The organism is Rhodoferax ferrireducens (assembly GCF_003347515.1).
In the GTDB taxonomy this organism is placed as follows: domain Bacteria; phylum Pseudomonadota; class Gammaproteobacteria; order Burkholderiales; family Burkholderiaceae_C; genus Rhodoferax.
The window spans coordinates 132,445-158,948 of sequence record NZ_QEII01000312.1; the positions used below are offsets into that span (position 1 = coordinate 132,445).

At 63.2% G+C, this 26,504-nt stretch carries 22 protein-coding genes; 12 read left to right on the forward strand and 10 right to left on the reverse strand.

Annotated elements, in window-relative coordinates; all coding sequences use genetic code 11:
* The first annotated feature begins 76 nt into the window (after window positions 1–76).
* A complete protein-coding gene (locus C5P05_RS25540; protein ID WP_114972671.1) occupies window positions 77–847 on the forward strand; it encodes an IclR family transcriptional regulator in 771 nt (256 codons plus the stop codon).
* Between the two features lie 20 nt (window positions 848–867).
* Here C5P05_RS25540 and C5P05_RS25545 read toward each other — a convergent pair whose 3' ends face one another.
* Window positions 868–1,863 (reverse strand): LacI family DNA-binding transcriptional regulator, encoded by a 996-nt coding sequence (locus tag C5P05_RS25545; protein WP_114972709.1) that lies wholly within the window; start codon window positions 1,861–1,863, stop codon window positions 868–870.
* Window positions 1,864–2,124: 261 nt separating this feature from the next.
* Here C5P05_RS25545 and C5P05_RS25550 point away from each other — a divergent pair, with 261 nt between their 5' ends.
* From C5P05_RS25550 to C5P05_RS25570, 5 genes are all read left to right on the forward strand, one after another.
* On the forward strand, window positions 2,125–3,426 hold the full coding sequence (locus C5P05_RS25550) for an ABC transporter substrate-binding protein (protein WP_198674862.1): 1,302 nt from the start codon (window positions 2,125–2,127) through the stop codon (window positions 3,424–3,426).
* 144 nt (window positions 3,427–3,570) lie between these two features.
* Window positions 3,571–4,560 (forward strand): carbohydrate ABC transporter permease, encoded by a 990-nt coding sequence (locus tag C5P05_RS25555; protein ID WP_114972672.1) that lies wholly within the window; start codon window positions 3,571–3,573, stop codon window positions 4,558–4,560.
* A 10-nt stretch (window positions 4,561–4,570) separates the two neighbouring features.
* Window positions 4,571–5,626, forward strand: coding sequence for a carbohydrate ABC transporter permease (locus C5P05_RS25560; protein ID WP_114972673.1), 1,056 nt, complete (start codon window positions 4,571–4,573; stop codon window positions 5,624–5,626).
* 27 nt (window positions 5,627–5,653) lie between these two features.
* Window positions 5,654–6,688, forward strand: a complete 1,035-nt coding sequence (locus C5P05_RS25565; RefSeq protein ID WP_114972674.1) for an ABC transporter ATP-binding protein — start codon at window positions 5,654–5,656, stop codon at window positions 6,686–6,688.
* A gap of 22 nt (window positions 6,689–6,710) precedes the next feature.
* On the forward strand, window positions 6,711–8,834 hold the full coding sequence (locus C5P05_RS25570) for a TIM-barrel domain-containing protein (RefSeq protein ID WP_114972675.1): 2,124 nt from the start codon (window positions 6,711–6,713) through the stop codon (window positions 8,832–8,834).
* A 23-nt stretch (window positions 8,835–8,857) separates the two neighbouring features.
* On the opposite strand, the gene C5P05_RS25575 is transcribed toward C5P05_RS25570, so the two are convergent.
* Window positions 8,858–9,835 (reverse strand): tripartite tricarboxylate transporter substrate-binding protein, encoded by a 978-nt coding sequence (locus C5P05_RS25575; RefSeq protein ID WP_114972676.1) that lies wholly within the window; start codon window positions 9,833–9,835, stop codon window positions 8,858–8,860.
* Window positions 9,836–9,886: 51 nt separating this feature from the next.
* Window positions 9,887–11,272: a 3-carboxy-cis,cis-muconate cycloisomerase gene (gene pcaB / locus C5P05_RS25580; protein WP_114972677.1), complete on the reverse strand. Its 1,386-nt coding sequence runs from the start codon at window positions 11,270–11,272 to the stop codon at window positions 9,887–9,889.
* Window positions 11,273–11,412: 140 nt separating this feature from the next.
* On the opposite strand from pcaB, the gene C5P05_RS25585 reads away from it, so the two are divergent.
* The 3 genes from C5P05_RS25585 (at window position 11,413) to priA (ending at window position 15,832) form a co-directional block, all read left to right on the forward strand.
* Complete coding sequence (locus tag C5P05_RS25585) at window positions 11,413–12,177, forward strand: GntR family transcriptional regulator (protein WP_114972678.1); 765 nt, start codon at window positions 11,413–11,415, stop codon at window positions 12,175–12,177.
* A 32-nt stretch (window positions 12,178–12,209) separates the two neighbouring features.
* Window positions 12,210–13,319 carry a uroporphyrinogen decarboxylase gene (gene hemE / locus C5P05_RS25590; RefSeq protein ID WP_114972679.1) on the forward strand — a complete coding sequence of 370 codons (1,110 nt, stop codon included), beginning with the start codon at window positions 12,210–12,212 and terminating at the stop codon, window positions 13,317–13,319.
* Window positions 13,320–13,675: 356 nt separating this feature from the next.
* Window positions 13,676–15,832, forward strand: coding sequence for a replication restart helicase PriA (gene priA, locus C5P05_RS25595; RefSeq protein ID WP_114972680.1), 2,157 nt, complete (start codon window positions 13,676–13,678; stop codon window positions 15,830–15,832).
* A 261-nt stretch (window positions 15,833–16,093) separates the two neighbouring features.
* Here priA and C5P05_RS25600 read toward each other — a convergent pair whose 3' ends face one another.
* Window positions 16,094–17,479 carry a leucine-rich repeat-containing protein kinase family protein gene (locus C5P05_RS25600; protein WP_420130773.1) on the reverse strand — a complete coding sequence of 462 codons (1,386 nt, stop codon included), beginning with the start codon at window positions 17,477–17,479 and terminating at the stop codon, window positions 16,094–16,096.
* A 324-nt stretch (window positions 17,480–17,803) separates the two neighbouring features.
* Between C5P05_RS25600 and C5P05_RS25605 the strand changes: the two genes are divergently transcribed.
* On the forward strand, window positions 17,804–18,268 hold the full coding sequence (locus C5P05_RS25605) for a hypothetical protein (RefSeq protein WP_114972681.1): 465 nt from the start codon (window positions 17,804–17,806) through the stop codon (window positions 18,266–18,268).
* A 39-nt stretch (window positions 18,269–18,307) separates the two neighbouring features.
* Here the strand turns inward: C5P05_RS25605 and C5P05_RS25610 are convergent, their stop codons facing one another.
* The 6 genes from C5P05_RS25610 to C5P05_RS25635 form a co-directional block, all read right to left on the reverse strand.
* Window positions 18,308–19,057, reverse strand: a complete 750-nt coding sequence (locus C5P05_RS25610) for an amino acid ABC transporter ATP-binding protein (protein WP_114972682.1) — start codon at window positions 19,055–19,057, stop codon at window positions 18,308–18,310.
* Window positions 19,044–19,694 (reverse strand): amino acid ABC transporter permease, encoded by a 651-nt coding sequence (locus tag C5P05_RS25615; protein WP_114972683.1) that lies wholly within the window; start codon window positions 19,692–19,694, stop codon window positions 19,044–19,046. The genes C5P05_RS25610 and C5P05_RS25615 overlap by 14 nt, the downstream gene beginning before the upstream one ends.
* A 3-nt stretch (window positions 19,695–19,697) precedes the next feature.
* On the reverse strand, window positions 19,698–20,381 hold the full coding sequence (locus tag C5P05_RS25620; RefSeq protein ID WP_114972684.1) for an amino acid ABC transporter permease: 684 nt from the start codon (window positions 20,379–20,381) through the stop codon (window positions 19,698–19,700).
* Window positions 20,382–20,405: 24 nt separating this feature from the next.
* Window positions 20,406–21,206, reverse strand: coding sequence for a transporter substrate-binding domain-containing protein (locus C5P05_RS25625; RefSeq protein WP_114972685.1), 801 nt, complete (start codon window positions 21,204–21,206; stop codon window positions 20,406–20,408).
* On the reverse strand, window positions 21,203–21,979 hold the full coding sequence (locus C5P05_RS25630) for a GntR family transcriptional regulator (protein ID WP_114972686.1): 777 nt from the start codon (window positions 21,977–21,979) through the stop codon (window positions 21,203–21,205). The genes C5P05_RS25625 and C5P05_RS25630 overlap by 4 nt, the downstream gene beginning before the upstream one ends.
* Window positions 21,980–22,115: 136 nt before the next feature.
* A complete protein-coding gene (locus C5P05_RS25635; RefSeq protein ID WP_114972687.1) occupies window positions 22,116–23,081 on the reverse strand; it encodes an AEC family transporter in 966 nt (321 codons plus the stop codon).
* A gap of 86 nt (window positions 23,082–23,167) precedes the next feature.
* Between C5P05_RS25635 and C5P05_RS25640 the strand changes: the two genes are divergently transcribed.
* Window positions 23,168–24,136: an AraC family transcriptional regulator gene (locus C5P05_RS25640; RefSeq protein ID WP_198674863.1), complete on the forward strand. Its 969-nt coding sequence runs from the start codon at window positions 23,168–23,170 to the stop codon at window positions 24,134–24,136.
* Window positions 24,137–24,318: 182 nt separating this feature from the next.
* Window positions 24,319–26,478: an ATP-dependent helicase gene (locus C5P05_RS25645; RefSeq protein ID WP_114972688.1), complete on the forward strand. Its 2,160-nt coding sequence runs from the start codon at window positions 24,319–24,321 to the stop codon at window positions 26,476–26,478.
* The last annotated feature ends 26 nt before the right edge of the window (window positions 26,479–26,504 follow it).

Here is a 26,504-nt window from a genome sequence, read left to right on the forward strand (position 1 = left end):
AAATGACGATGCGAATTTTCTTGCCATGTTTCATTCATCGCAATACAGTTGCACCTGACGCAACAAAGACCACAGAATGAAGTCACTCACATCTGCCGCAGAAACCCTGACAGGCATTGAAGAAACCGGCGGCGTGATTGCCGTTACACGGGCATTACGCCTGCTGGAAGCCTTTGGCGTCAACGATGCTCACCTGACGCTGGCCGAGTTGAGCCGCCGTACCGGCCTGCACAAAACCACGGCCTTGCGCATCGCACGCACATTGGCGAGCGACCACTATCTGGTGCAAAAAGACGACGGCAGTTGGCGACTGGGCCGGGCCGCAGGCTGGCTGGGCGCGTGCTACCAGGCAACCTTCGACGTGCATGACGTGGTCGAACCCGTGCTGCGTGAACTCACCGTCCAGACCGGCGAGAGCGCTTCGTTCTATGTACGCGAGGGCAACCAGCGCACCTGCCTGGCCCGGGTTGATGGCCCGCGCACCATCCGCCATCACGTGCGCGTGGGTATCGGACTGCCGCTGGACCTGGGCGCACCGGGGCGTGTGATTCTGGCGTTTTCCGGGGAGCCCGGCGAACCGTATGAATCCATTCGCCAGCGGGGCTACCACCTCTCGCTCGGCGAACGTGAACCCGAGGTGTCAAGCGTGTCAGCACCGGTGTTCGGCATGCAGTGGCGGCTGCTGGGCTCGGTCTGCATTTCGGGCCCCACCTCGCGTTTGACAGAAGCGCGCTTGCTGGAATTGAGTCAAACCGTCATCCAGGCGGCCAATCAACTTTCCTACGCGCTGGCGGGTAGCCGCAAGCCCGCACCACGGACGGACAGTGCGGCCACCTGGCATCCATAGTCGTCCACGCGGGCGGGTCTTCAGGCCGTGCCCCGTTCCACGATAGAGAAGCCGATGTCGACAATGGGCTGCGCAACGGTGCGGCCTTCGGCTCGGTCGACGATGTACTGCGCGGCCGTCTGACCGATGCGGGTGCCATCGATGCGTACCGTCGTCAAGGCCGGCTGCAGGCTGGCGGCAAACTCCATGTCGCCCAAGCCCACGATGGCCAGCTGCTGGGGCACCGCGATTCCACGCGCCTGGGCCTCAATGAGCACACCCAGGGCCAGCATGTCGGAGCTGCAGAACACCGAATCGATGCCCTCCGGATGGTTCAGCAGTTGCGCCAGCCCGGCCCGCCCGGAGCCCAGAGTCGTGGGGGGCGGGGCCAGGTAGGTCGGCAGCTCGGCCTCCAGGCCCAAGGTGCGACTCATGCGCCGAAAGCCATCGCTGCGACGCCGCGCGCGCTCGTCGCTGCCGCACAGTAGCGCCGTCCGGCGGTAACCCCGCTGGTGCAGGTAGGCGCATACCGAGGCACCAATACCCTCGTTCGAGAATCCCACCAGCATATCAATGGGCGTGGGTGTCAGGTCCCAGGTTTCCACCACCGGGATGCCGGAGGCGAGCAACTGACGCCGACCGGCCGGGGAATGCATGATGCCGGTGAGCACGATGCCGTCGGGTCGGCGGCGGATGATGGCGTCGAGCAGCGCATCCTCCCGCAAGGCGTCGTAGCCGCTCTGGCCGATCATCAGTTGGTAGCCCTTGGCGTCAAGCGCCTGGTTGAGGGACTGGATGGTTTCCTGGAACACCGGACCGACCAGGGTGGGCAGTACCGCGGCAACCAAGCGCGCACGCGATGAACGCAGGCTGCCGGCCATGCCGTTGGGAACAAAACCCGTGCGCTGCACCGCTTCCTGGACTTTGGCATGCATCGCGGGCGACACCCGTTCGGGGTGGTTCAGCGCACGTGACACGGTCATGGCGGACACCCCCGCCAGCCGGGCGACATCGTGAATAGTAAAGGCTTGCGACATGGGGGGATTGTCTACCAAAAAACCCATCCTGCAATACCATTGTTATGGATACCAAAGCCGGTTCAATGTGATCGCATGGACCTTCTTGCCGGCTGTGATTGCCAATACTACAAGGGTAAACCCCATATTTTCAAATGCTTTTCGGCATTAATATTTACATCAAATTGTTACCGATAACAAATCCAGATTTAACGCACCCTTTCCTATCCGCCCCATGCTGAACACGCCTTCGCATTCCACTCCCCACCACGAAAGAAGACCATGAAACTCCAATCTTTATCCTCCGTGCCGTGTTTGACCAAAACAGCCTTGGGCGCGGGCCTGCTGGGCTTGGCCGCCGTTGCGCTGCCTGTCGCCGTACACGCCGAAATCCGCGTCATGTGTTATCAGGACGCCAACGAGTGCGACGTGACCGCCGACCTCATCAAACGTTACGAAGCGCAAAACGCCGGTGCCAAGGTGATTCTTGACGTCGTCCCGTTCAAAACGATCATTGAGCAGCTACCGGTGCAACTGGCCGCGGGACAGGGACCGGATATCGCACGTCTCACCGACCTGGGTGGGCTGTCGAAATACTACCTGGACATCAGCCCCTACCTGAAAGACCGCAAGTACTGGGAAGCGAACTTCGGTGCAACCCTGCCCTGGCTGCGGCCCAGCGCGGGCGACAAAGGTATCTATGGCTTCATGTCCCAGTTGACGATGACCGGCCCGTTCGTCAACAAGACCCTGTTTGAGCAGGCCAAGATCCCCATGCCCGGCCCCAAGGCCACTTGGGATGAGTGGGCCGACGCGGCGCGCAAGGTGGCCAAGGCCACGCAGACCCCGGCCGCCATGGCCTGGGACCGCTCCGGCCACCGCTTCGCCGGTCCGGCCATCAGCTATGGCGCCAAGATCTTCGACGCCAAGGGCAACCTCGCGCTGGATGACGGCTACAAGACAGCCGTGCACAAGTTCGTCGCTTGGCACAAGGACGGCACCATTCTCAAGGACGTGTGGGGCGGTTCGGGCGGCTCCAGCTATGCCGATACCGTGGGCGAGTTCAAGAATGGCCGCCTGGTGATGGCGCTGTCAGGCTCCTGGCAGATCGCCCGCATGCAAAAGGAAATCGGCAATGCGTTCGACTGGGTCGCCGTGCCCAACCCCTGCGGCCCGGCCGCCTGCACCGGCATGCCCGGCGGCGCGGCCTGGGCGGCGCTGAAGACGAGCAAGTCGCCGAAGGAAGTTGGCCAGTTCCTCGACTTCATGGCCCAGGAGGCCAACGTGGCCGAGTTTGCCTCCAGGACCAACAACATCCCGGCCCACGCGGGTGTGGCCAAAAAGGGCGTGACTTACCCTAGCGCCGGTCCTGCCGCCCAAGCGGCCCTCGGCGTCTTCACCAGCGGCACCGCGACGCTGGCGCCCCCCGCCTATGCGCTGCAGGGCTACAAATACAACCGCGCCATCATGCTGCCCACCGTGACCCGCGTCACCCAAGCCATCGTGGGCGAGATCAGCGTGGACGAAGCCGTGACCAAGATCAGCACCGACATGGCCGAAGCGGTCAAGCAGGCAGAGAAATAGGCACCCCCCCAAATCGCGCACTTCGTGTCGCTCCTCCCCCCTTGCAGGGGGCGATACCAGCGGCCTGGCAGAGCCAGTTCCGCGGTATCTCTGGAATAAGGCAGCGGCGCTGGCGGCGTCACGGGACAGTAGATCGGAGTCGGTATGTCAGTCTTCTCAGCCTTCTTAGGCTTCTTCTTCAACCTGTTCGAGCCGGTGTTCCGGCTGGGCCAAAAATGGCTCGGTGCCTCGCGCATTGGCTGGCTCTTTGTTGGGCCAAATCTGGTGGTGATCGGCATCTTCACCTTCCTGCCCATCGTGATCAACCTGGTCTACGCGGTGACGGGCGGCGTCAATCTGCTGCCCACGCAGCGGCCCTTCACCGGGATGGAGAACTTCGCCACCCTGCTGGAATGCCGCGATTACACCGACCTGCAGAGCTGCCGCACCGACATCTTCCTGCGCTCGATCTTCAACACCGTCAAATTCAGCCTGATCCAGGTGGTGCTGATGCTGTTCTTCTCGCTGGTCACGGCCCTGGTGCTGAACCGCAAGATCATCGGCCGCGGTTTCTGGCGCGGTGTGTTTTTCTACCCGGTGCTGCTGTCGCCGGTGGTGGTGGCGCTGATCTGGAAATGGCTGCTGCAAAGCCAGGGCGTGTTCAACGCCGGGCTGGTGGCGATGGGCTCGCAGCCGATGGACTGGCTGCTGGACCGGCACTGGGCCTTCTTCTGGGTGGTGGTGGTGTCCATCTGGGCGCACATGGGTTTCTACACCCTGATCCTGCTGGCCGGCCTGCAGGCCATTCCCAAAGACGTGTACGAGGCCGCCGAAATGGACGCCGCACCGCCCCGGCGTGTGCTGTCGCGCATCACCTTGCCGCTGCTCATGCCCAACCTCATCGTGGTGCTGGTGCTGGTGATGATCCGCGCGGTGCAGACTTTTGACGAGGTGTTCGTGCTCACCGGCGGGGGGCCGGGCTCGGCCACCACCTTCATCGTGCAATACATCTACCTGACGGGTTTTGCCGAGCAGATCCATCTGTATGGCCTGGCCGCTGCAGCGTCATTGATCCTCGCCGTTGGCCTCATGGCGCTGACCCTGGCGCAGCTGCGGCTGTCCAAAGCCGGCGAGGCTGGAAAAGTAAAGAAATAAGGACCGAGCGATGGCAAATTTCCTGACCCGTACCCGCGGGCGCGTCCATGGCAAGACCAGCCTGCACTGGACCGACTGGGTTTCCTACGCCTACCTGCTGGCCGGCTTGGTCGTGATGTTCGGGCCGGTGCTCTGGCTGGTCATGTCGTCGTTCAAAACCGAAAGCGCACTGAGCCAGTTCCCGCCCAGCTTCCTGCCCTACAGCCAGAAGGAGGTGCTGGTCGCGGGCCATGACAAGCCTTTGCCGCTGTTCCGGGCCAAGGACGAGCAGGGGCAGACGCGCGAACTGGCGCAGGTGCGCCGCATCGGCATCGTCGCCACCATGGTCGATCCGCTGCAGCCGCAGACCGAGATCCGCGTCAACATCAAGGACCGCCAGCCGGTCAATGAACTCAAGTTTGCGAGCGGCAATTACACCGAGCTGTTCGCCAAGTTCAGCTTCGGCACCTACCTGTGGAATAGCGTGTTCATCACCGTGGTGGCCACCCTCATCACCCTGCTGTTCAATTCCATGGCGGCGTTCGCACTGTCCAAGTACCAGTTCACCGGCCAGAAGACTGTGTTCGTGCTGATCATCGCCACCTTGATGATTCCGCCCACCATCATCCTGGTGCCGGCCTTCCTGGTGATCTCCAGCATGGGCTTGCTGAACAACCTGTGGGGCGTGATTCTGCCTGCGGTGGCCACGCCCACCGGCGTGTTCCTGCTGCGCCAGTACATGCTGACCATCCCCGATGAGCTGCTGGAGGCCGCCCGCATGGACAACGCCAGCGAATGGCGCATCTACTGGCGCATCATCCTGCCGCTGGCGGCGCCGGCGATGGCGGTGCTGGCCATCTTCTCCTTCATGTGGCGCTGGAACGATTTCCTCTGGCCGCTGATCGTGCTGTCCAGGTCGGAGCACTTCACGCTGCAGCTGGCGCTCAACGCCTTCCAGGGCGAGCTCAACACACAGTGGCATTACCTGCTGGCCATGACCGTCATCACGCTGATCCCGATCACCCTGGTCTTCACCTTTTTGCAGAAATACATCGCCACCGGCATCGCCAGCGCCGGTGTGAAGTAACTGCCTGAACCCTCGATAGGACTTTTCGTGGCTACTCTCCAACTCTCCAACGTTGTCAAAAGCTTTGACAAGACCACCATCATCCACGGTGTGGACCTGGCCGTATCTGACGGTGAATTCGTGGTGTTTGTCGGCCCCTCGGGCTGCGGCAAGTCCACCTTGCTGCGCATCATTTCGGGGCTGGAGCCCGCCACCAGCGGCGACATCCGCATCGACGACCAACGCGTCAACGAGGTCTCCGCCGCGCACCGGGGCTGCTCCATGGTGTTCCAGTCGTATGCGCTGTACCCGCACATGAGCGTGTACAACAACATGGCTTTCGGCCTGGAAAACCTGGGCGTGGCCAAGGCGCTGATAGACACCAAGGTCAACGCCGCCGCCACCCTGTTGCAGCTGACGCCGCTGCTGGAGCGCAAGCCCACCCAGCTCTCGGGCGGGCAGCGCCAGCGCGTGGCCATTGGCCGCTCCATCGTGCGCGAACCCAAGCTGTTTCTGTTCGACGAGCCCCTCAGCAACCTCGACGCCGAGCTGCGCGTGTCGATGCGCGCCGAGATCCGCGACCTGCACGCCCGCCTGGGTGCGACCATGATTTACGTCACCCACGACCAGGTCGAGGCCATGACCATGGCCGACAAGATCGTGGTGCTGCGCGCCGGCCGCATCGAGCAGGTGGGCTCACCGCTGGAGCTGTACAACCGGCCGTGCAACCAGTTCGTGGCCGGCTTCATCGGCAGCCCGCGCATGAACTTTGTGCCCGCGGCCCAATTCCCCCGTGCTGCGCCCGGCACCCACACCGTGGGCATCCGGCCCGAACACGCGCAACTGGCCGACGATGGCCCGCTGCAACTGGTGGTGTCGCAGGTCGAGCAGCTTGGTAGCACCAGCATCCTGCACGGCAAGGTCGTGCCCGATGCACCGTTCGAGCTGATCCTGAGCGGCCAGACGGCCATCCGAAGCGGCGACACCGTCAAAGTCACTGCGCCGGCCGAGCACCTGCACTACTTTGACCAGAACGGCCTGGCCTGTAAGCCCAACCCTGCCGGCAAGCCCAATCCTGGGTAAATTTATTCACGAGGAGAAACCAATGAAGACATTCGGACGCGCCCGCGTATCCCTGGCGCACGAACACGGCGTCGATCTGTCGATTGAGGGCGGCGCTGGCTTTAGCATTCAAGTGCTGGAATCCACCCTGGTTCGCGTGCGCTACCAACCCGCATCCGGCTACCGGGAGCCGCGCACCTGGGCCATCGCGCCGCACGCCGGCGAGGACGTCGCCTGGACCGGACGCCAGCGCGACGACACCGGCGGATTCAGTCGCCCAGGCGCACAGCTGATCGAGCAGGCCGGACAGGTGACGCTGCGCACCAGCGCCCTCTCGGTGACGCTGAAGGAGGATCCGCTGACCTTGTCGTGGCAAGACAGCCAGGGACACGTGCTCTTCAGCGACCGGGCGACCTCCTCGTATTTCGCGAGTCAGCGCACTGGCGCCATTCGGCACTATTTGCAGCGCGACCGCGCCGAGCGCTACTACGGCTTGGGTGACAAGACCGGGCCGCTCGACCTGCATGGCAGGCGCTTGCGCACGCTGGCGCTGGACTCTTTGGGCTACGACCCGAAAGTCGGTGATCCGCTGTACAAACACTGGCCCTTTGTGCTGACGCGTGCCCCCGGTGGCCAGTGGTGGGGCATCTATTACGACACCTTGTCGGCCTGCACCTTCGACCTGGGCTGCGAACACGACAACTACCACGACACGTTCCGCTATGTCGAAATCGATGACGGCGACCTGGACTACTACGTCATGGTGGGGGACACACCCGGCGAGGTGATCGCGCAGTTTGTGCGCCTGATCGGCGGCACCCATTTGCCGCCGCGCTGGTCGCTGGGGTTTGCCCAAACGGCGATGGGGCTGACCGATGCGAGCGACGCGCAAAAGCAACTCGATGCTTTCATCACGCGCATAGAAGCCGAGGGCATCGCGTGCTCGTCGTTCCACTATGGCTCCGGCTATTCGTCACGCGGAAAACGCCGTTATGTGTTCACCTGGAATACCGACAAGTTCCCGGATCCGAAGTCGCTGAATGCAAGATTCCATGAGGCCGGCATGCATGTGGTGGCCAATCTCAAGCCCTGCCTGCTCGATGATCACCCCGCCTATGGCGAAGTGCGCGCGCAGGGTGGCTTTATCCATGATGTCCAAGACGGGCAACCCGTGGTGGAGCAATTCTGGGACGGCGTTGGAGCCCACCTTGACTTCACCCATCCCGCAGCCGTGGCCTGGTGGCAAAAAAACCTGCAGGCGCAGGTGCTCGACTACGGCATCGATACCGGCTGGAACGACAACAACGAATACGCCATCATGGACGATGGCGCCATGTGCCATGGTTTTGGCGAAGCCATGCCGATGCACCGCGCGCGCCCCCTGCATCCCTTGCTGATGACGCGGGCTACCTTTGAGGCACAAGCCGCGCACCGCCCCGACGCCGAGGTCTTCACGGTCACGCGCGGCGGCTCTCCGGGGATCCAGCGCTACGCGCAAACCTGGACCGGCGACAACACCACCAGTTGGGAAACCATGCGCTGGAACATCCGCACCGGTCTGCAAATGTCCCTGTCGGGCATGTTCAACATCGGCCATGACGTCGGCGGCTTCGCGGGCCCGGTACCCGACCCCGAACTGTTTCTGCGTTGGGTGCAGGCGTGCAGCCTGAACCCGCGCATGGTGATGAACTCCTGGAAGGCGGACGGCACCGTCAACGTGCCCTGGCTGCACCCGGCGGTGACGGCGGATGTGGCGGCAGCGATCCGGCTGCGTTACACCCTGATGCCGTATCTGTGGTCGCTCTTCGAACGCGCCCAAAGTCTGCACCAACCCATCATTCGCCCGACCTTTTATGATTTTCCGGACGACGCGCAATGCTTCGCCGACAGCGACGACTTCATGCTCGGTGACGCGCTGCTGGTCGCCCCGGTGGTGCATGCTGGCGCCACGTCACGCAGCGTCTACCTGCCCCACGGTCCCGAGGCGTGGTTTGACTTCCACACCGGCGCACGCTTCGAGGCCGGCCAGGTGCACACGGTCGCGGCGCCTCTGTCCACACTGCCCTTGTTTGCCCGTTTCGGTGCGTCGATTCCGGTCGCGGCCGGCGTCGCAGGCCGGCATCGCCATGACGACCCGGTGAGCGGCTTGCGGAGTTTTTCGGGCTAGGTGACGCTGGACGGCCCGCCGTATCAATCCAGCGCCAGACCGGATTTGGCGGCCACCGCGCGCCAGCGCACGACTTCGGTCTCGGTCAGTTTGGCAAGGGCCGCGCCGCTGTACTTTTCCGGCGGCAGCATCTGGATGGCTTGCTCGGCCATCCTGCCGGTGAAGGCCGTGTCCTTCATCACCTTCAGGTAGGCGTTTTGCACCTTCTCGACGACGGCTTTGGGTGTGCCCTTGGGCGCGTAGATGCCGTACCAGGTGCTGGCCTCGAAGCCGGGCAGCACGGTCTCATTCAGCGTCGGCACATTCTTGAGTTGCGGCAGGCGCACCAGGGAGGTGACGGCCAGCGCGCGGACCTTGCCCGAGGTGATCTGCTGCAGGGCGGTGTTGGTCTGGTCGAACATGCCGTCGACCTGGCCGCCGATCACGTCGGTGAGCGCCGGACCCGCGCCTTTGTAAGGCACTGAGGTGATCTTGATGCCCGCGCTGTTGGCCATGAGCGCCGCGATCAGGTGCGAGCTGGAGCCGGTGCCGGCGTTGCTCAGGAAGAGCTTGTCCGGGTTCTTTTTACCAAAGTCGATCAGGCCGGCAATGTCCTTGACCGGGTGGTCGGCACGCACCATCAGCACCAGGGGGGTGTCGGGAAAGCGGAACACGCCGTCGAAGTCCTTCACCGGGTCGTAATTCAGTTTTTTGTAGAGCGCCGGCGCCGCGCCCATATAGCCCATGTGGCCGACCAGCAGGGTGTAGCCGTCGGGGGCGGCCTTGGCTACCTTCGCCGCGCCCACGGTGCCGCCGGCGCCGGGCGTGTTTTCAATGATGATGGGCTGGCCCAGTTCGCGCGCGACGCGCTCGGCAATGTTGCGCGCCAAAGCGTCGGTCGGACCGCCGGCGGCGAAGGGCACCACCCAACTCATGGGTTTGCTGGGATAGCTTTGGGCGTAGGCCAGGGCCGTGCTGGCGACGGTGGCGAGGGCGATGAGGGCGTTGCGGATGAAGTGCATGAAAGTCTCCTGTGGGGGATGCAAGAAAAGAGGAAGGGGCTCAACCGCGGGCTATGCCCTGGCGTCGAGCTGGGCCGAGAGCGCGAGCGCCCGGTCCACCATTTGCGGCGCCAGGCCCAGGTAGTGGGCGGGGTCGCACAGGCGGTCGATGGCGCGGCGGTCCAGGTACTGGGTGACGGCGGGCAAGGCCGCCAATGCCTCGGCCAACGTGCCACCTGTGTCGTTCACGGTGCGGCAGGCGTCGTAGACCACGTCATGGGCCTGCTGGCGGCCCATCTGCGGCGCCAGCCCCATCATCACGGCCTCGGCCACGATCAGGCCGCGGGTTAGCCCCAAGTTGTGGCGCATGCGCTCGCTGTCCACGATCAAGCCGCCCAAGGCAAACTTGGCCTGGTGCAGGGCGCCGGCGGTGAGGATGAAGCTTTCCGGAATCGCAATCCACTCGGCATGCCAGGGGCCGGTGGCGCGCTCGAAGTCCTGCACCATGGCGTCCACCATCAGGCCGGCATGCTGGCGCACCGCTTTGCTGGCGGCCAGCATCAATTCGCTGGAAATCGGGTTGCGCTTTTGCGGCATGGTGCTGCTGGCGCCACGCCCCTTGACGAAGGGCTCGTAGACCTCGGCAAACTCGGTCGAAGCCATGATCATGATGTCCAGCGCGATCTTGCCCAGCGAGCCGGTGACCAAGGCCAGCAGGTTGACGGCTTCGGCGAAACCATCGCGCGCCACATGCCAGGTGGAGGCCGGCACGCCCAGGCCCAGTTCTTCGGCCATGGCCTGCTGCACCTCAAATCCCTTGTCGCCCAGCGACGCCAGCGTGCCGGCGGCACCGGCAAACTCGACCACGGCGACGCGCGGACGCAGTTGCGCCAGGCGTTCCTGATGGCGGTCAAACATGGCCAGCCAGATCGCCACCTTGTAGCCAAAGGTGATCGGCAGGGCCTGCTGTAAATGGGTCCGCCCGGCCATCGGCGTGTCGCGGTGTTTCGCCGCCAGCTCGGCCAGGATCTGGCGCAGGGCGCGGATGTCGGCGTCGATGCTGTCCAGCGCATCGCGCACCTGCAGCGCCACGGCGGTGTCCATGATGTCCTGCGTGGTGGCGCCCCAGTGCACGTAGCGGCCCGATTCGCCACACATGGCCACGAGTTGATGCACCAAGGGCAGGATGGGGTAGCCCACGATGTCGGTCTCTTCACGCATGTGCTCAAAGTCGATGTGCTCCAAGCGGGATTCGCGCGCAATCACCTCGGCGGCCTCCGCCGGAATGACGCCGCAGCGCGCCTCGGCCCGCGCCAGGGCGACTTCGGCATCGATGTAGCGCTGCACCAGTGCATGGTCGGAAAAAATGTTGCGCATGGCCTGGGTGCCAAAGGCGTCGCGGAACAGGATGGAGTCCATCACAGTGCTGGCGGCGAAGGAAGAATGTGGTGCTGTCATGGTGGTACAGGGTTGGCCTCAATATGTTCGGACATATTAATATTAATAAGTCCGAACATAAAAGAAATCAGTAGTTACCCGTAGTCCCTGCGGTCCATGACGCGTGGGCCGCGCGCAAACCGCGCCCTACACTTGATGCCATGACGTCCAAGCCCCGCTTCTCCGACATCGCCCGCCACCTGCGCGAGGCCATCGGCATCGGCCATTTCGCCGTCGGCAGCGTTCTGCCGACCGAGCTGGAGCTGTGCGCCCACTACCAGACCAGTCGCCACACCATTCGCGCCGCCTTGCAGGAATTGCAGCAACAAGGCCTGGTGTCGCGCCGCAAGAATGCCGGCACGCGGGTCGAGTCGGCCACCCCGACGGTGGGTTTTCAGTCCTCATTGACCTCGATCGACGACCTGGTGCACTTTGGCGCGACCCACTCGCGGGTGGTGCAGCAGATTGAGCGGGTGGTGAGCAATGCCGCGCTGGCCAGTCTGCTGCACTGTGCGCCTGGCACCCCCTGGCTGCGCATCGCCAGTCTTCGCCTGGAAGACCCGGTGGGCGCACCCGGGCAGCCGCCGGGAGAGCCCCATGGCAAACCGATCGGCTGGACCGAGGTTTATGTTGCGCCCGATTACGAGGGGCTGGAGGCGCGGGTGCGCGAATCCCCGCGCACCCTGGTGAGCACCTTGCTGGAAAGCCATTACGGTCAGCGCATCGAGGAGGTGGTGCAAGACCTGTGCGCCGTGCCCCTGCCCACCGCCGTGGCCCGCAGCCTCGGCGTGGAGCCGCAAGCGGCCGGTTTGCGCGTGACACGTGTTTACCGCAACCCCCTCGGCGAGGTCGTCGAAATCAGCGTGACGCACCATCCCGCCGAGCGTTTTTCGCTGCGCACCCGACTGACGCGCGCGGCGGGGTGACGACCCGCAGTTCATCCTGCGACAATTACAGCATGAACGATCAAGCCCATCCCAGCGCCTTTGCGCCTCTCAAGAACGACACTTTCATCCGCGCCTGCCTGCGCCAGGCCACCGACTACACCCCGGTCTGGCTGATGCGCCAGGCCGGGCGCTATTTGCCCGAGTACCGCGCCACCCGCGCCAAGGCTGGCAGCTTCATGGGCCTGGCGACCAACACCGACTACGCCACCGAGGTCACGCTGCAGCCGCTGGAGCGTTACCCGCTGGACGCCGCCATTCTGTTCAGCGACATCCTCACCATCCCCGACGCCATGGGCCTGGGCCTCTCGTTTGCGCTGGGCGAAGGCCCCAAGTTCGCCCACGCGGTGCGCGATGAAGCGGCGGTAGCCCAACTGGCCGTGCCCGACATGGACAAGCTGCGTTACGTGTTTGACGCCGTCACCTCGATTCGCAAGGCCCTCAATGGCCGGGTGCCGCTGATTGGTTTCTCCGGCAGCCCGTGGACGCTGGCTTGCTACATGGTGGAAGGCGCCGGCTCCGATGACTACCGCCTGGTCAAGACCATGATGTACAGCCGACCTGATTTGATGCACAAGATGCTGCAGATCAACGCCGACGCCGTGGCGCTGTACCTCAACACCCAGATTGAAGCCGGCGCCCAGGCGGTGATGATTTTTGACAGCTGGGGCGGTGTGCTGGCCGACGGCGCGTTCCAGGAATTCAGCATGGCCTACACGGAACGGGTACTGGCGCAGGTCAAAAAAGAGCACAACGGCGTGCGCATCCCCAGTATCGTGTTCACCAAGGGCGGCGGCATGTGGCTGAAAGAAATGGGCAAGCTGGACTGCGACGTGCTGGGGCTGGACTGGACCGTCAATCTGGCCAAGGCGCGCGCGCTGGTGGGGCATAGCAAAGCCCTGCAAGGCAACATCGACCCCAACGTGCTGTTTGCCGGGCCCCAGCAAATTGAGGCGGAAGTGCTCAAAGTGCTGAACAGTTTTGGCACCCCACACACCGGCACGGACACCGGCCCCACGCATATTTTCAATCTGGGACATGGCATCAGCCAGCACACACCGCCCGACAATGTCGCGTTTTTGGTGCAGGCGGTGCACGCGCAGTCGCGCGCCCAGCGGGCTTGATTTCGCGGCTCATCCCGGAACGCCTAGCACTTTTTTTGGCCAAACTGGCGCCATGAGAGTTTGACTTATGCACAAAAACCTTGATGTACCTCACCCGACAATTTCGGTTTAGGGACCGTTGCTACAAAACCAATAGCGACTGCAAGTTATTGATTTATAACGATATTTAATTTTGCCGGTTTTGTAGGCAAATCAACAAAAGCCTTGATTGGCAAGGCTTTGCAGGCCTTCAAGGCAATCTATCAACAAAGTTATCCACAGAAATTCTGGATGCTGGCCAAATCGTTTATGAATCAAAGACTTAAGCGGACTTTCGTAAGTTCACATCAAGTTAACGGCCCAACTCGGGCTCTCGCATGAGCCAGCGGGTTCCGGTTTTGGTGCACACGCCGGTCCACAGCCTGGTGGCCGGGCCGCTGACCTATTTGAGTGAGCAGGCACTCCCGGCCGGCACGCTGGTGCGCGTGCCTTTGGGCAAACGCGAGTTGCTAGGCGTGGTGTGGGATGCCCCAACCGACCCGGCCGCCGCCCCGTTCGATCCCGACAAACTGCGCTCGCTGGCCGGCACCTTGGACGGCATTGCGCTGCTGACGCCGGCCTGGCGCCAGCTGGTGACGTTTGCCGCCAGCTATTACCAGCGCTCCCTGGGCGAGGTGGCGCTGGCGGCCTTGCCGCCCCAGTTGCGTGACCTCAATACCCTGCAGCTGGCGCGGCGCCTCAAAAAGCACGCCAAACCCGTCAAGGAGAGCGAAGAAGTGAAGCCGCACGATGACGATTCGGGTGCCTTGGCAATTAATTGCGCACTCACCGCAGAGCAGACGGGCGCTATAGCCCGATTTGACGCTGAAGCCGGGCCCTTTCTTCTGTTTGGCGCGACCGGCAGCGGCAAGACCGAGGTCTATCTGCACAGCGTGCAGCAGCTGCTGGCACGCGACCCCACGGCCCAGGCCATGGTGATGGTGCCCGAGATCAACCTCACGCCGCAGCTCGAAGCCCGTTTCATGGCTCGTTTCGGCCCGCGCTACGGCGAGAACGCCGTGGTTTCGCTGCACAGTGGCATGACGCCGGCGCAGCGCCTGAAAAGCTGGCTGGCCGCGCACAGCGGCGTCGCCCGCATCGTGCTCGGCACCCGCATGGCGGTGTTTGCCTCGCTGCCGAATCTGAAACTGATCATCGTCGATGAGGAGCACGACCCCAGCTACAAGCAGCAGGAAGGCGCGCGCTACTCGGCGCGCGACCTGGCGGTCTACCGGGGCCGGCTGGAGGGCGCCAAGGTGCTGCTGGGTTCGGCCACGCCTTCGCTGGAGAGCTGGCACCACAGCCGCCCCCTCGCCGAGGGCGGGCGCTACGTGCGGCTGGAGATGCCCAGCCGCGTCGGCGCCAATGCCGCCCTACCGCTGGTGCGCCGGGTCGACATGAACCACCAGCCGAAGAAAAGCGTGTTCGCCCCGCCGCTGCTCAAAGCCATCGAAGAACGCATTGCGCGCGGCGAGCAAAGCATGGTGTTCCTGAACCGGCGCGGCTATGCCCCGGTGCTGCACTGCGCCGACTGCGACTGGAAGAGCGAATGCCCGCATTGCAGCGCCTTTCGGGTCTTTCACAAGATCGACCGCACCTTGCGCTGCCACCATTGCGGTTTTACCGAGCGCGTGCCACGCGCCTGCCCGGCCTGCGGCAACCCGGACATCGCGCCGCTGGGCCGCGGCACCGAGCGGCTGGAGGAACATCTGGCCGAACTGCTGGCCAACGTGCGGCGCCCGAACTCGGTATCCGAGCAGTGGCCCGAAGGCGAGCCGGTGCGCATTGCCCGCATCGACGCCGACACCACCAAACTCAAGGGCGAGCTCGAATCGCAGCTGGCGCGCGTGCACTCGGGCGAGGTCGATGTGCTGGTCGGCACGCAGATGATTGCCAAGGGGCACGACTTTCGCCGCATCACGCTGGTGGCGGCGATCAACCCGGACAACGCGCTGTTTTCCAGCGACTTCCGGGCGCCTGAACGCCTGTTCAGTCTGTTGATGCAGGCGGCGGGACGGGCCGGGCGCGATGCCGACATCAGCGGCCAAAGCGAGATGTGGATTCAGACCTTTCACCCGGCGCACCCCTTGTTCGAGGCTTTGAAGCGGCATGACTACCCGGCGTTTGCGGCCGACCAGTTGAAGGAACGCGCACAGGCCGCCATGCCGCCGTTCAGCTTTCAGGCGCTGGTGCGGGCCGAGGCGCGCACGCAGGAGGTGGCGCAGGGCTTTTTAACGGTCGCCAGTGCGGCGGCTGTCGGGATGGTGGATGCGGAGCACCTGCTGGCCCACATCACGCTGTATCCGGCGGTGCCCATGAGCATGCAGCGTGTGGCCAATATCGAGCGGGCGCAGATGTTGATTGAGAGCCCGTCGCGGGCGGCGCTGCAGCGTTTCTTGACGGCGTGGCAGTCGGTACTGCACAGTACGCGGCTAGTGCCTGAAGGGAGGGGCTTGATTCGGTGGGCGGTGGATGTGGATCCGCTAGCCATCTGATAAATTTATTGGTCATTTCGGGCTCTAGCCCTTATCATTCCTGCGCTGGCAGCTATTAAATAAATAGTGCTTCAACCCCCACTCACACCCCCGCCCTCTCTCGCCCCGCCGGGCGAAAGAGGGAGCTAACAGCCATATTTGGCCTTGTTGTTGAAGGTGGGCGGTGCAAACGGGTTGACGTGAAAGAACGAACTTTCATGACTTCTATCGCTGCACCACCACCCTCAGGTTTTTTTCATCATCCGGGGCGTTGGCCTGAATTCATGAACGTTGGTCCGGACCTTGTGCGTCCCGGCCTGAATCACACCTGGGATCGTGGATCTGCTGTTCCAGAGTGCGCAGCACCTGCTCGATCTCGGCGAACAGGGGTCGGGCTCCCGGGTCTTTTTGCATGCAGTTTGTCTTTAATTCGGCCAGCGCGTTCGCGGCATCGGCAGAGTCAGTCTGCGGGGTGCAGCGTGCCAGCAGTTCTTCCAGCAGGCAGGCGAAGGCGCGAACTTCGAGGCGTTGCAGGGCGTGGGCTTGTTGTGGGTCGTCCGGGGCGATGAACGAGGCGGCGCCGAAATCGGTCAGCAGGGCCGCGCCTTGTTCGCTGTGCAGGATGTTGTGGGCGTACAAATCGCCATGCATCAGGCCTTGGGCGTGCAGATGGCAGGCCGCTGACGCCACGGCCAGCGCGATGCCGAGTGCGGCCGTCATGTCAAAAGACGTATCGTCGCCGTAGATGTCGCGGGTGCAGGAGTCCAGGCTGGGCGGGCCAGCCAGGATGCGCCAGGCCGGGTCAATCAGGGACAAGACCATGGCGTGCACGCCCTGCGGGTGATCGAGCACCTGGCCCAGTACCGGGATCAGATGGGCGTGTCCGCCGGCGCTCATCGTGGCGGTCATTTCGCACTGCGGCAAGCCATCGCTGGTGACTGTGCCCTTGAAGAGTTTGACGGCCACGGGCTGAATGTCCTCGCCGTTTATCCATTGCGCCTGGTGAATGACGCCGGAGGCTCCGGCTCCTAATTGCTGCTGCAGTTGCAGGCGATCCCACGGGATGCTGGCGATGGGCGCCTGTGCTAAAGCGACCGTCTCACGGTCCTCGCAAAACGGATTGCCGGCGTAAGCCAGCCAGGCCAGGCGCGGCAGTGTCAGCAGAAAGGACGGGAATTCGCTCAGGCGGTTCGCCGCGACACGCAGCAATTCCAGCCGGGAACAGGCGGCCAGCTCCGGCGGCAAGGCGCGCAACTGGTTGCCGGCGAGCATGAGCTTTTGCAGCTGGCCGCAGCGTCCGATCTCGGGGGGCAGTTCCTCAATCTGGTTGTCGGTCAGGATCAGCCAGCGCAGCGCCGGCGGCAGGGCCTGGCCTGGCACGCTGCGGATCTGGTTGGCCTTGAAGCCGACCATTGTGAGCTGGGTGCATTGGCCAAGCACCGCCGGCAACTCGGCAAAGAGGTTGTCGGAGCAAAACAGGACGCGCAGCTTGTGCAGGCGCGGCAGGTCCGGCGGCAGTTGTGTCAACGCATTGTTGGACAGGTCAAGGATTTCCAGGCTGTCGGCGAGATCAAATATCTCGCGCGGAAACTGTTGTAGCCCACAGGCCAGGGTCACGCGTTGGCTGCCGGCCAGTTGCCCGCAGCGCAGTTGTTCAAGGGGATTCATCAAAATCGCACGCAAATCGACGAGTTTGACAGACGACCGGCCCCTTGGACGGGCGACGGCGGGGGCGTCCGATCAGGCTTTGACCGCGTCTGACGCCTCGCCCGGGCGAGCGGGCCGGGTTCTTGAACTGCACCTGTTGCGGTGTCGGCGTCATCAGGCGAAACAAGCGCAGCCAGCGCTGTAGGTAAGCGCCTACAGTCGCTCTCTTTAAAATGGGCGGGTGACTGAACGCCTGACAGCGATCAGCAGTCTTTGCGGGGACACACTGGCATCAAAGCAGTGCCCGCGTTTTGAGCGACATGCGCTCGCATCGGAGTCAACCTTATGAAACGTTTTTTATTCGGCGCCGCATTGGCGACACTGATGGGCTCGGCCCTGGCGACTGACGTCGGCGTCTCGGTGAACATCGGCCAGCCGGGTTTTTATGGTCGCATCGACATTGGCAATGTGCCGCAACCCCGGGTGATCTACGCGGAGCCGATGATCATTCAGCGACCGACTGTCGTCTATGAGCGCCAGCCCATTTATTTGCGCGTGCCACCGGGTCACGAGAAGCATTGGGACAAGAATTGCCGCAAGTACAACGCCTGCGGCCAGCCGGTTTTCTTCGTTCAGGATAGCTGGTACCGCAATGACTATGCCCCCGCCTACCGTGCCAACCATGGCCCGCGCGGTGATCGTGGTGATCGCCGCGACGACCGCCGCGATCACCGTGACGACGACCGTGGCAACAAGGGCCGGGGCCACGACAAGGAGTGGAAGCACAACAAGGGCCACGGCAACAATTGAGCCGGGTCACCTCATGGCTGGGGGGCTCACCTGAGTCACTCAGTCATGCAATGAAGACAGGAACTGTTTGAGTTCCGGCGTTTGCGGATTACCGAAAAGCTCGGCCGGCGTCCCCATCTCATGCACGCGACCCTGGTGCATGAAGATCACGCGGTCCGACACCCGGCGCGCAAAGCTCATTTCGTGCGTCACCATGAGCAGCGTCATGCCTTCCTCGGCCAGGCTTTCGACCACGCGCAGCACCTCCCCCACCAGTTCCGGGTCCAGCGCACTGGTGATTTCGTCGCATAACAGCACGGCCGGCTCCATGGCGAGGGCTCGTGCAATCGCCACGCGCTGCTGCTGACCACCGGAGAGCTGGTCGGCGTAGGCGTCAAACTTTTCCGCCAGACCCACCCGCTCCAGCAGCTTGCGGGCATGTGCCTCGGCGCTGCCGCTATCCTTCTTCTTGACCAGGCTGGGCGCCAGCATGATGTTCTTGCCCACCGTGAGATGCGGGAATAAATTGAAACTTTGAAAAATCATGCCGACGTGCTGGCGCAGTTCGCGCATGGCGGCGGCGTTGTGGTGCAGCAGCGGTTTGCTGTCTACCGTGAGCTGGCCGCTTTGAAACACTTCCAGCCCATTGATGCAGCGCAGCAGCGTGCTTTTGCCGGAACCACTTTTGCCGATGATGGCGATAACCTCGCCGGGCATGACCCGCAGGTCAATGCCTTTGAGAACTTCATTGACACCATACGACTTGCGCAGCGCGGTGATCTCAACCATGGGTTTTTCAACGACCAGCATGCATCTTCCTCTCCAGGGATTTGGCGTAAAGGCTCACCGGGTAACACAACACAAAGTACATCAGCGCGACGCAGCTGAAAACCAGGAACGGGTTGAAGGTGGCATTGGCAATGGTTTTGCCCACCTTGGTGAGCTCCATGAAACCGATGACCGAAGCCAGCGCGGTGCCCTTGATGACCTGCACCGAAAAGCCCACCGTGGGCGGAATGGCGATCTTCACCGCCTGCGGCAGGATGATGTAGCGCAACTGCTCGCGAAAGTTCAGGGCCAGACTTTGCGACGCCTCCCACTGCCCGGCTGGAATCGCCGCCACGCAACCACGCCAGATCTCCGTCAGAAAGGCACTGGCGTACAGCGTGAGGCCGACTCCCGCCGCCACCCAGGGCGAGGTGTTGACGCCAAACAGCCCCAGGCCGTAGTACACGAGGAACAGCAGCACCAGCAGCGGAATGCCCTGGAACAATTGCACGTAGGCAGCAACGAGCGGCTCGGCGCCGGGGGCTTTGCTCAGGCGCAGCGTCAAGAGCAAGAGGCCCACGACACCGCCGCCGACAAAGGCGATCAGCGACAGCCCCACGGTCCAGCGGCCAGCCAACAGCAGGTTGCGCAGAATGTCCCAGAGGGTGAAATCAACCATGGCTTACTTTCTCCCGAACAGAAAGTTCGCGCCGAACCAATTGAGCGTGTGGCGCACGGCCATCGACAGCAGCAGGTACAGCAGGCCCACCACCATGAACGCTTCGAACGCGCGGAAGTTGCGGCTGTGAATCAGGTCGGCCGCGTAGCTGAGCTCCTGGGTTGAGATTTGCCCGCACACGGACGAGCCCAGCATCACAATCACGATCTGGCTCACCAGGCTGGGCCAGACCTTCTTGAGCGCCGGCGGCAGCACGACGCGCACAAAGGTTTGCATGCGGTCCAGCGCGAGGCTGACGGCGGCTTCGATCTGCCCCTTGGGCGTGGCTTCCAGGCCCGCGCGAATGATCTCGGCGGCATAGGCCCCGAGGTTCACCACCATCGCAATGAAGGACGCGGTTTCCGCCGACAACCTGAAGCCGGCGGCCGGCAGGCCAAAAAAGATGAAGAACAGCTGCACGATGAAAGGCGTGTTGCGGATCAGCTCCACATAGCCGCCAACCAGGGCCTTCAGCCATACCGGCGCCAGCGTGTCGCCAAAGCCGCGGGCGCGAACCCAGGCACACGCAATACCCAGCGCCGTGCCGACGACCACGGCGGCAAAGGTCAGGGCCAGCGTCCAGGCCGCGCCCGTGAGCAGCAGCGGCCATTCGGACAGGACGGCGAGGAAGTCGAGCTGGATTTTCATGGCAGCAGGCCTGTGGATTGACGCTTAGAGCGGCAAATCGCCAGCCGGGCGGCCGAGCCACTTCTTCGCCATGGTGTCCAGATCGCCCGATTTCTTGGCCTCGGCCAGAATCTCGTTCACCTTGGCCTTGAGCTTGTCTTCGCCTTTGCCGACGCCGATGAAGTTGGGGCTTTCCTTCAGCAGCAGTTTGTATTCACTGGCCAGTTGCGGGTTTTTCGCCATCATGTTGCCCGCGACCGAGGCGCCCAGGGCGACAAATTGCACCTGCCCCGACACAAACGCCGCAATGGTGGCGTTGTTGTCCTCAAAACGTTTGGTGTCCGTGCTGGCGGGGGCAACTTTGGACAACTCCTGGTCTTCCATGGCACCACGGGTCACGCCCACCGACTTGCCAGCCAGATCGGCAAAGCTCTTGGCGCTGATCGCCTTCGGGCCAAACACCGCCTGGTAGAACGGCGAGTACGCGGCCGTGAAGTCGATAACTTTCTCACGCTCAGCGTTCTTGCCGAGGGTGGCGATGACCAGGTCCGCCTTGCGGGTCTGCAGTGCCGGAATGCGGCTGGCGCTGACGACAGGCACCAGCTCCACCGCCACGCCCATTTTTTTGCCGATGTAGTTGGCCATGTCGATGTCCAGGCCAATGGGCTTGAGATCGGTGTTGACGTAGCCATACGGCGCCGAGTCGGTCTGGACGGCCACTTTGAGCAGCTTGGCTTTCATGATGTCGTCGAGCGCGGATTGAGCCTGCACGCTGGATGCGGCAAACAGCGCGGCTGCGCCCAGGCTCAGGATGAAATTACGTTTGCTCAGTCGGCTAAAGGTCATAGCAAGGCTCCTAGGTAAGTAGAGGATTCTTCAGGGGGTGTCGTCGATAAACTTGTATGCAAGTCTTGTGCCGAGTTCTTGCCTTTGGTTTTGACCAGAGGGGACGAGACCGGGCTCAAGGCGCTGCGCAATTCCGCCAGCGGATCGCCGCTGCTGGCATGCAGCTTGAGCGTGGCCTGCACATTGCCGATATGGGTTTGCATGAGTTTTTCCGCCAGGATCAGGTCGCCCTTTTCGAGCGCCTGCACAATCTTGACGTGGTCATCGCAGGACTGGGCCGCGTCATGCGACGACTGGTAGAGCATGGCAATCAGCGTGGTGCGCGCCGTGAAATCGCGCAGCGTGTCGGCCAACAGGCTGTTGCCCAGGCACTCGGCCAGACACACATGAAAATCCCCCAGCAAGAAGCTGCGCAGCCCGACATCGCTGCCTTTGACGGCGGCTTTTTCGCGGCTGAGGTGGCTTTTGAGTTGCTTGATGGCGCCCTTGCTGACCTCGGTGGTGCAGCGGATCAAGCCCATCTCAATAACGCGGCGCGCCTCAAAGGCTTCACGCGCTTCGCCCAGCGAGGGTTCGATCACGTACCAGCCGCGCCGGCTGCTGACGGTAACGATGCCGCGGGCGGCCAGGCCGGTGAGCGCCTCGCGCACGATGGTGCGGCTGCAGTCAAACAGCATGGCCAGTTGCTGCTCGCCCAGGCGGGCGCCGGGCGCCAGTTTTTGAGCCATGACGGCCTCAATAATTCGTTTGCTGATGTGTGAAGCGGTGGCCATATGCAAATTATCAAGCAGATAACGTGCCACTGGTATACAAGATTTGCGCACCAGTACAGGGAGTTTCCCGGATATCAGGCGACTGAAATGCACCCCCTGAGTGCAGGCATGCACCCAATGCGGTGCTTAAAAAGACTCAGGTCAGCAGGGTCACGGCCAGCGAGAAGGTGAAGAACGCCGCCGCCGTGGACACCAGAATGATGCGGGCAATGCGCCCGTTATCCGCACCAAAGCGCTCGGCCAGCAGGGACACATTGCTGGCACTCGGCAGCGCAGCCACCAGCACCATGACGGTGAGTGCGAACTTATCCAAAGGCAGGCCCAAGGCCACGACTGCCGCCCCGACCAGCAACACCAGCAGGGGATGCAGCAGCAGCTTGATGGCCGCCACCGGTACATAGTCGCGCAGGGGGATGGGCGCATGCTTGTTGGCGGCGGCCATCATCTGCGAACGCGCCAGCACGGCACCGATGGTGAACAGCGCCACGGGAGACGCCGCATCGGCCAGCAGGCCAATGGTTTGCGTCACCGGTTTGGGCAGGGCCAGGCTGACGGCAGAGGCCACGCCACCGAGCAGAATCGACCAGGGCATGGGGTTGAACAGCATGCCCTTGAGCGCATTTTCCGCCGCATGGGCAAAGCCATGCTTGTCCGCCCCATCCAGGCGCGAGAGCGCGATGCACAGCGAGGTCGTGATCACCATGTCCACCACGATGGTCACGATGATGGGTCCGGCCGCCTGCGCCCCGAGCAAAGCCACCAGCAGCGGCACGCCCATGAAGCCGGTGTTGGGAAAAGCCGCCACAAGCGCGCCGAACGAGGCGTCATTCCAGCGAATGCGACGATTCAGACTGACCGCGACGGCAAATCCCACCATGACGAGAGCGCACAGCAGCCAGGTGAAAAAGACGCCGGCGTCGAGCAACTGCGCCAGCGGCGTGCTGGCGCCGAAGCGGTACAACATGCACGGCAGGGCAAAAAACAACACGAAACTGTTCAGGCCGGGAATCGCATCGAGCGACAGCATGCGTTTACGTGCTGCGATGTAGCCACAAAGAACCAGGGCGAAGAAGGGGAAGGTGATAAGGAGAATTTGCAGCACGGTGGGTATTGTCCCCGCTCTTCTTGAGTTGATGCGAGACGAGCGACGCGGGGTTTGCGCCAAGTACCCGCTAAACTGCCGAGCCTATGAATAAAGCAGCCCTTGCGCGCACCGGTGTAGCGGCGTATGCCCAGCGCATGAACAAGGTACTCGACCACATCGACCACCATCTGGATGCCCCGCTGGACCTATCCACCCTGGCTGCTGTCGCGCACTTTTCGTCCTTCCACTTCCACCGCGTTTTTGCGGCCTGGATGGGCGAGACGCTGGGCGACTATCTGCGTCGTCGCAGGCTGGACATGGGTGCCGTGCATCTCGCCGGCCGACCACAGGCTTCGGTGCTGGAGATCGCGCTGGCAGTGGGCTTTGGTTCCGGCGAAGCCTTTGCGCGAGCCTTCAAGCTGCGCTTCGGCAACACCCCCAGCGCCTGGCGCGCCGCAACACCACAGCGCTGGGCCGATGAGCTGGCAGCAACACGCCGTCGGCATGCAGACCGCAATCTGGATCAGGGCCTGCGCAAGCAGGATCAGGTTCAAGGGCTGGCTTTCAGGAATGATCAGGACTTCTCAAACCTGAAGTTCAACATGAAAGTAAACATAGTCACCCTGCCTGCGGCCCGCGTCGCCTATATGCGCCACATCGGACCCTATGGCGCAAACGTGAGCCGATTCTGGAGCGAAACCTTCTTCCCCTGGCGAATGGCGCACGGCCTCGATGCTGCGCCCTGCTACGGCATAGGCCTCGACGATCCCGGCATCACCGCCCCCGCCAAATGCCGCTACGACGCCTGCGTAGAAGTGCCAGACAGCTTTGTGGCCAAGAGCCCGGCGAGCATCGCCAACCTGTCCGGTGGGCGCTATGCGGTGGCGCAGTTCAAAGGATGCGGCTCCGACATCGGCTTGGCCTGGACGGAACTACTGCGCGACTGGCTGCCCGCCAGCGGCATGCAGGCTGATGGTCGCCCCTTCTTCGAGTACTACCCCGGCGATGCCTGCAAAGACCCCGAGACCGGAACGTTTGAATGCCAGCTGTGCCTGCCGGTGCGCCCTTTGTAAGGGTTTCTTTGAACTGTTACCAAGGGTGACCTGGCCAGCACAGTGGAAGAGCTGCGGAGTGCAGCGCGGTTGTCGGTGGAGCGGCGCGACGTGGTGCAAGCCGCTTCGCTGCTGATGCGCGACCTCAAGAGCGGCAAGACTGAAGCCTCGGTATGATTCCCCGCTTCGCCCAAAGTATCTGAATGTCCTCTCCCCCCCCCAACGCGTCCAACGGTCTGAACCTGGCCCAACAAGAGGCCGTCAACTTCATGCACGGCCCCTGTCTGGTGCTGGCGGGGGCGGGTTCCGGCAAGACGCGGGTGATCACGCACAAGATTGGCCGCCTGATCCAGGCCGGGATGGAGCCCAAACGCATTGCCGCCATCACCTTCACCAACAAGGCCGCCGCCGAGATGCGCGAGCGCGCCAAGGGGCTGATCGGCCGCCCGGCCAAGGATGTGGTGATTTGCACGTTTCACGCACTCGGCGTGCGCATGCTGCGCCAGGACGGCGAGGCGCTGGGGCTCAAACCGACTTTCTCGATTCTGGACACCGACGACATCACCGGCATCCTGAAGGACGCCGGCGGCAGTGTGGACGCGGCCACGGCGCGTTCCTGGCAATGGGTCATCAGCGGCTGGAAGGGCCAGGGCCTGAATGCGGCGCAAGCGGCGGTGCTGGCCCAGGATGACAACGAACGCATCATCGCCCGCGTCATGGGGCACTACGAAGAGCGCCTGAGCGCCTACCAGAGCGTGGACTTTGACGACCTGATCACGCTGCCGCTCAAACTGTTACAAAATCATGAAGAGGTGCGGCAGAAGTGGCAGCAGCAGATGGGCCATGTGCTGGTCGATGAGTACCAGGACACCAATGCCACCCAATACGAAGTGCTGAAACTGCTGGTCGGCGGCAACCCGGCAGCGGGCGCACGCTTTACCGCCGTGGGCGATGACGACCAGTCGATCTACGGCTGGCGCGGAGCCACGCTGGACAACTTGAAGAAGCTGCCGGTGGATTTCCCCACGCTCAAGGTCATCAAGCTGGAGCAAAACTACCGGTCGACTTCGGCCATCCTGCGCGCCGCGAACAATGTGATCGGCCCCAACCCCAAGCTGTTCCCGAAGAACCTGTGGAGCGATCTGGGTGAAGGCGAGCCGGTGCGGGTGGTGGACGCGGACAGCGAGGAGCACGAGGCGGAGCGTACCGTGGCGCGCATCCAGAGCCTGCGCGCCAGCGGCTTGCCGCACGGTGGGCCGCAGCATCAGGAGTTCCGGCACTTTGCCATCCTGTACCGCGCCAACCACCAGGCCAAGACTTTTGAGAAGGCCTTGCGCAAGGCGGCGATCCCGTACAAGGTGTCCGGCGGAACGAGCTTCTTCGACCGGGCTGAAATCAAGGATTTGTGCGGCTGGTTCCGGCTCTGGATCAACAACAACGACGACCCGGCTTTTTTACGCGCGGTGACCACGCCGAAACGCGGTATCGGGCACCAGACGTTGGCGCAGCTGGGCATTTTCTCCAAACAATACAAGGTGAGCCTGTTCGAGGCCTTGTTTGCCTCCTCGCTGGGCAGCCTGCTGAGCGCCAAGGCGATCGGCAGCCTGCACGAGTTTGGCCGCTATGTGAACGACCTGGAGTTCCGCGCCCGCCGCACCATGGGCGCCGAAGATGCGCGCGCCTTTTTGCTGGAATGGCTCAAGGAAATTGGCTACGAGAAGTATCTGTACGACGGCGAAGACAGCGAAAAAGTCGCCGCCGCCCGCTGGACCAATGTGATGGATTTCTGCGACTGGATGTCGGCACGCTGCGGCGGGCAGCTCGACGATGCGGCCGGCGTCTCCAGCAGCAACGAAGTCAAGTCGCTGCTGGAGGTGGCGCAGACCGTGTCGCTGCTGTCCACCATCAGCGAGCGCGAGAAAGACATGGACGTGGTGACGCTGTCCACCCTGCACGCCTCCAAGGGCCTGGAGTGGCCGCATGTGATGCTGGTCGGCGTGACCGAGGGCATGCTGCCGTTCAAGCTCAAGGACAGCGGCGAGTCGGGTGCGGCCTCGCTGGGCGGCTCGGAGCGCGCGCACGAGGCGGTCAATGAAGCCACCGCGACGCATTTGCAGGAAGAGCGCCGCCTGATGTATGTGGGCATCACCCGCGCCCAGCGCAGCCTGGCGGTGAGCTGGACGCGCAAACGCAAAAAGGGCCGCGAGATGGTGGCCGCCGTGCCCAGCCGCTTCATCGCCGAGATGGGGCTGGACAAGAGCACCGTGCGCGAAGACCCGCGCGAAAAGCTCAAGGCGCTGCGGGCCGAGTTCGCCAAAAAAGCCGAAAACGCCGCGGCCCTCGCCTTGGCGCGTCCGGCCTGAGAGGCTGCCCCATCAGCCCGCCGCCC

Excerpts from the sequence above, each read along its gene's own strand:
- C5P05_RS25630 (WP_114972686.1), bottom strand. The coding sequence starts at position 21,979 with ATGGCCACCGCTTCACACATCAGCAAACGAATTATTGAGGCCGTCATG.
- priA (WP_114972680.1), top strand. The coding sequence starts at position 13,676 with ATGAGCCAGCGGGTTCCGGTTTTGGTGCACACGCCGGTCCACAGCCTG.
- C5P05_RS25620 (WP_114972684.1), bottom strand. The coding sequence starts at position 20,381 with ATGAAAATCCAGCTCGACTTCCTCGCCGTCCTGTCCGAATGGCCGCTG.
- C5P05_RS25555 (WP_114972672.1), top strand. The coding sequence starts at position 3,571 with ATGTCAGTCTTCTCAGCCTTCTTAGGCTTCTTCTTCAACCTGTTCGAG.
- C5P05_RS25600 (WP_420130773.1), bottom strand. The coding sequence starts at position 17,479 with ATGAATCCCCTTGAACAACTGCGCTGCGGGCAACTGGCCGGCAGCCAA.
- C5P05_RS25610 (WP_114972682.1), bottom strand. The coding sequence starts at position 19,057 with ATGCTGGTCGTTGAAAAACCCATGGTTGAGATCACCGCGCTGCGCAAG.
- C5P05_RS25605 (WP_114972681.1), top strand. The coding sequence starts at position 17,804 with ATGAAACGTTTTTTATTCGGCGCCGCATTGGCGACACTGATGGGCTCG.
- C5P05_RS25645 (WP_114972688.1), top strand. The coding sequence starts at position 24,319 with ATGTCCTCTCCCCCCCCCAACGCGTCCAACGGTCTGAACCTGGCCCAA.
- C5P05_RS25570 (WP_114972675.1), top strand. The coding sequence starts at position 6,711 with ATGAAGACATTCGGACGCGCCCGCGTATCCCTGGCGCACGAACACGGC.
- C5P05_RS25550 (WP_198674862.1), top strand. The coding sequence starts at position 2,125 with ATGAAACTCCAATCTTTATCCTCCGTGCCGTGTTTGACCAAAACAGCC.
- C5P05_RS25625 (WP_114972685.1), bottom strand. The coding sequence starts at position 21,206 with ATGACCTTTAGCCGACTGAGCAAACGTAATTTCATCCTGAGCCTGGGC.
- C5P05_RS25560 (WP_114972673.1), top strand. The coding sequence starts at position 4,571 with ATGGCAAATTTCCTGACCCGTACCCGCGGGCGCGTCCATGGCAAGACC.
- C5P05_RS25615 (WP_114972683.1), bottom strand. The coding sequence starts at position 19,694 with ATGGTTGATTTCACCCTCTGGGACATTCTGCGCAACCTGCTGTTGGCT.
- C5P05_RS25585 (WP_114972678.1), top strand. The coding sequence starts at position 11,413 with ATGACGTCCAAGCCCCGCTTCTCCGACATCGCCCGCCACCTGCGCGAG.
- C5P05_RS25640 (WP_198674863.1), top strand. The coding sequence starts at position 23,168 with ATGAATAAAGCAGCCCTTGCGCGCACCGGTGTAGCGGCGTATGCCCAG.
- hemE (WP_114972679.1), top strand. The coding sequence starts at position 12,210 with ATGAACGATCAAGCCCATCCCAGCGCCTTTGCGCCTCTCAAGAACGAC.
- pcaB (WP_114972677.1), bottom strand. The coding sequence starts at position 11,272 with ATGACAGCACCACATTCTTCCTTCGCCGCCAGCACTGTGATGGACTCC.
- C5P05_RS25545 (WP_114972709.1), bottom strand. The coding sequence starts at position 1,863 with ATGTCGCAAGCCTTTACTATTCACGATGTCGCCCGGCTGGCGGGGGTG.
- C5P05_RS25540 (WP_114972671.1), top strand. The coding sequence starts at position 77 with ATGAAGTCACTCACATCTGCCGCAGAAACCCTGACAGGCATTGAAGAA.
- C5P05_RS25575 (WP_114972676.1), bottom strand. The coding sequence starts at position 9,835 with ATGCACTTCATCCGCAACGCCCTCATCGCCCTCGCCACCGTCGCCAGC.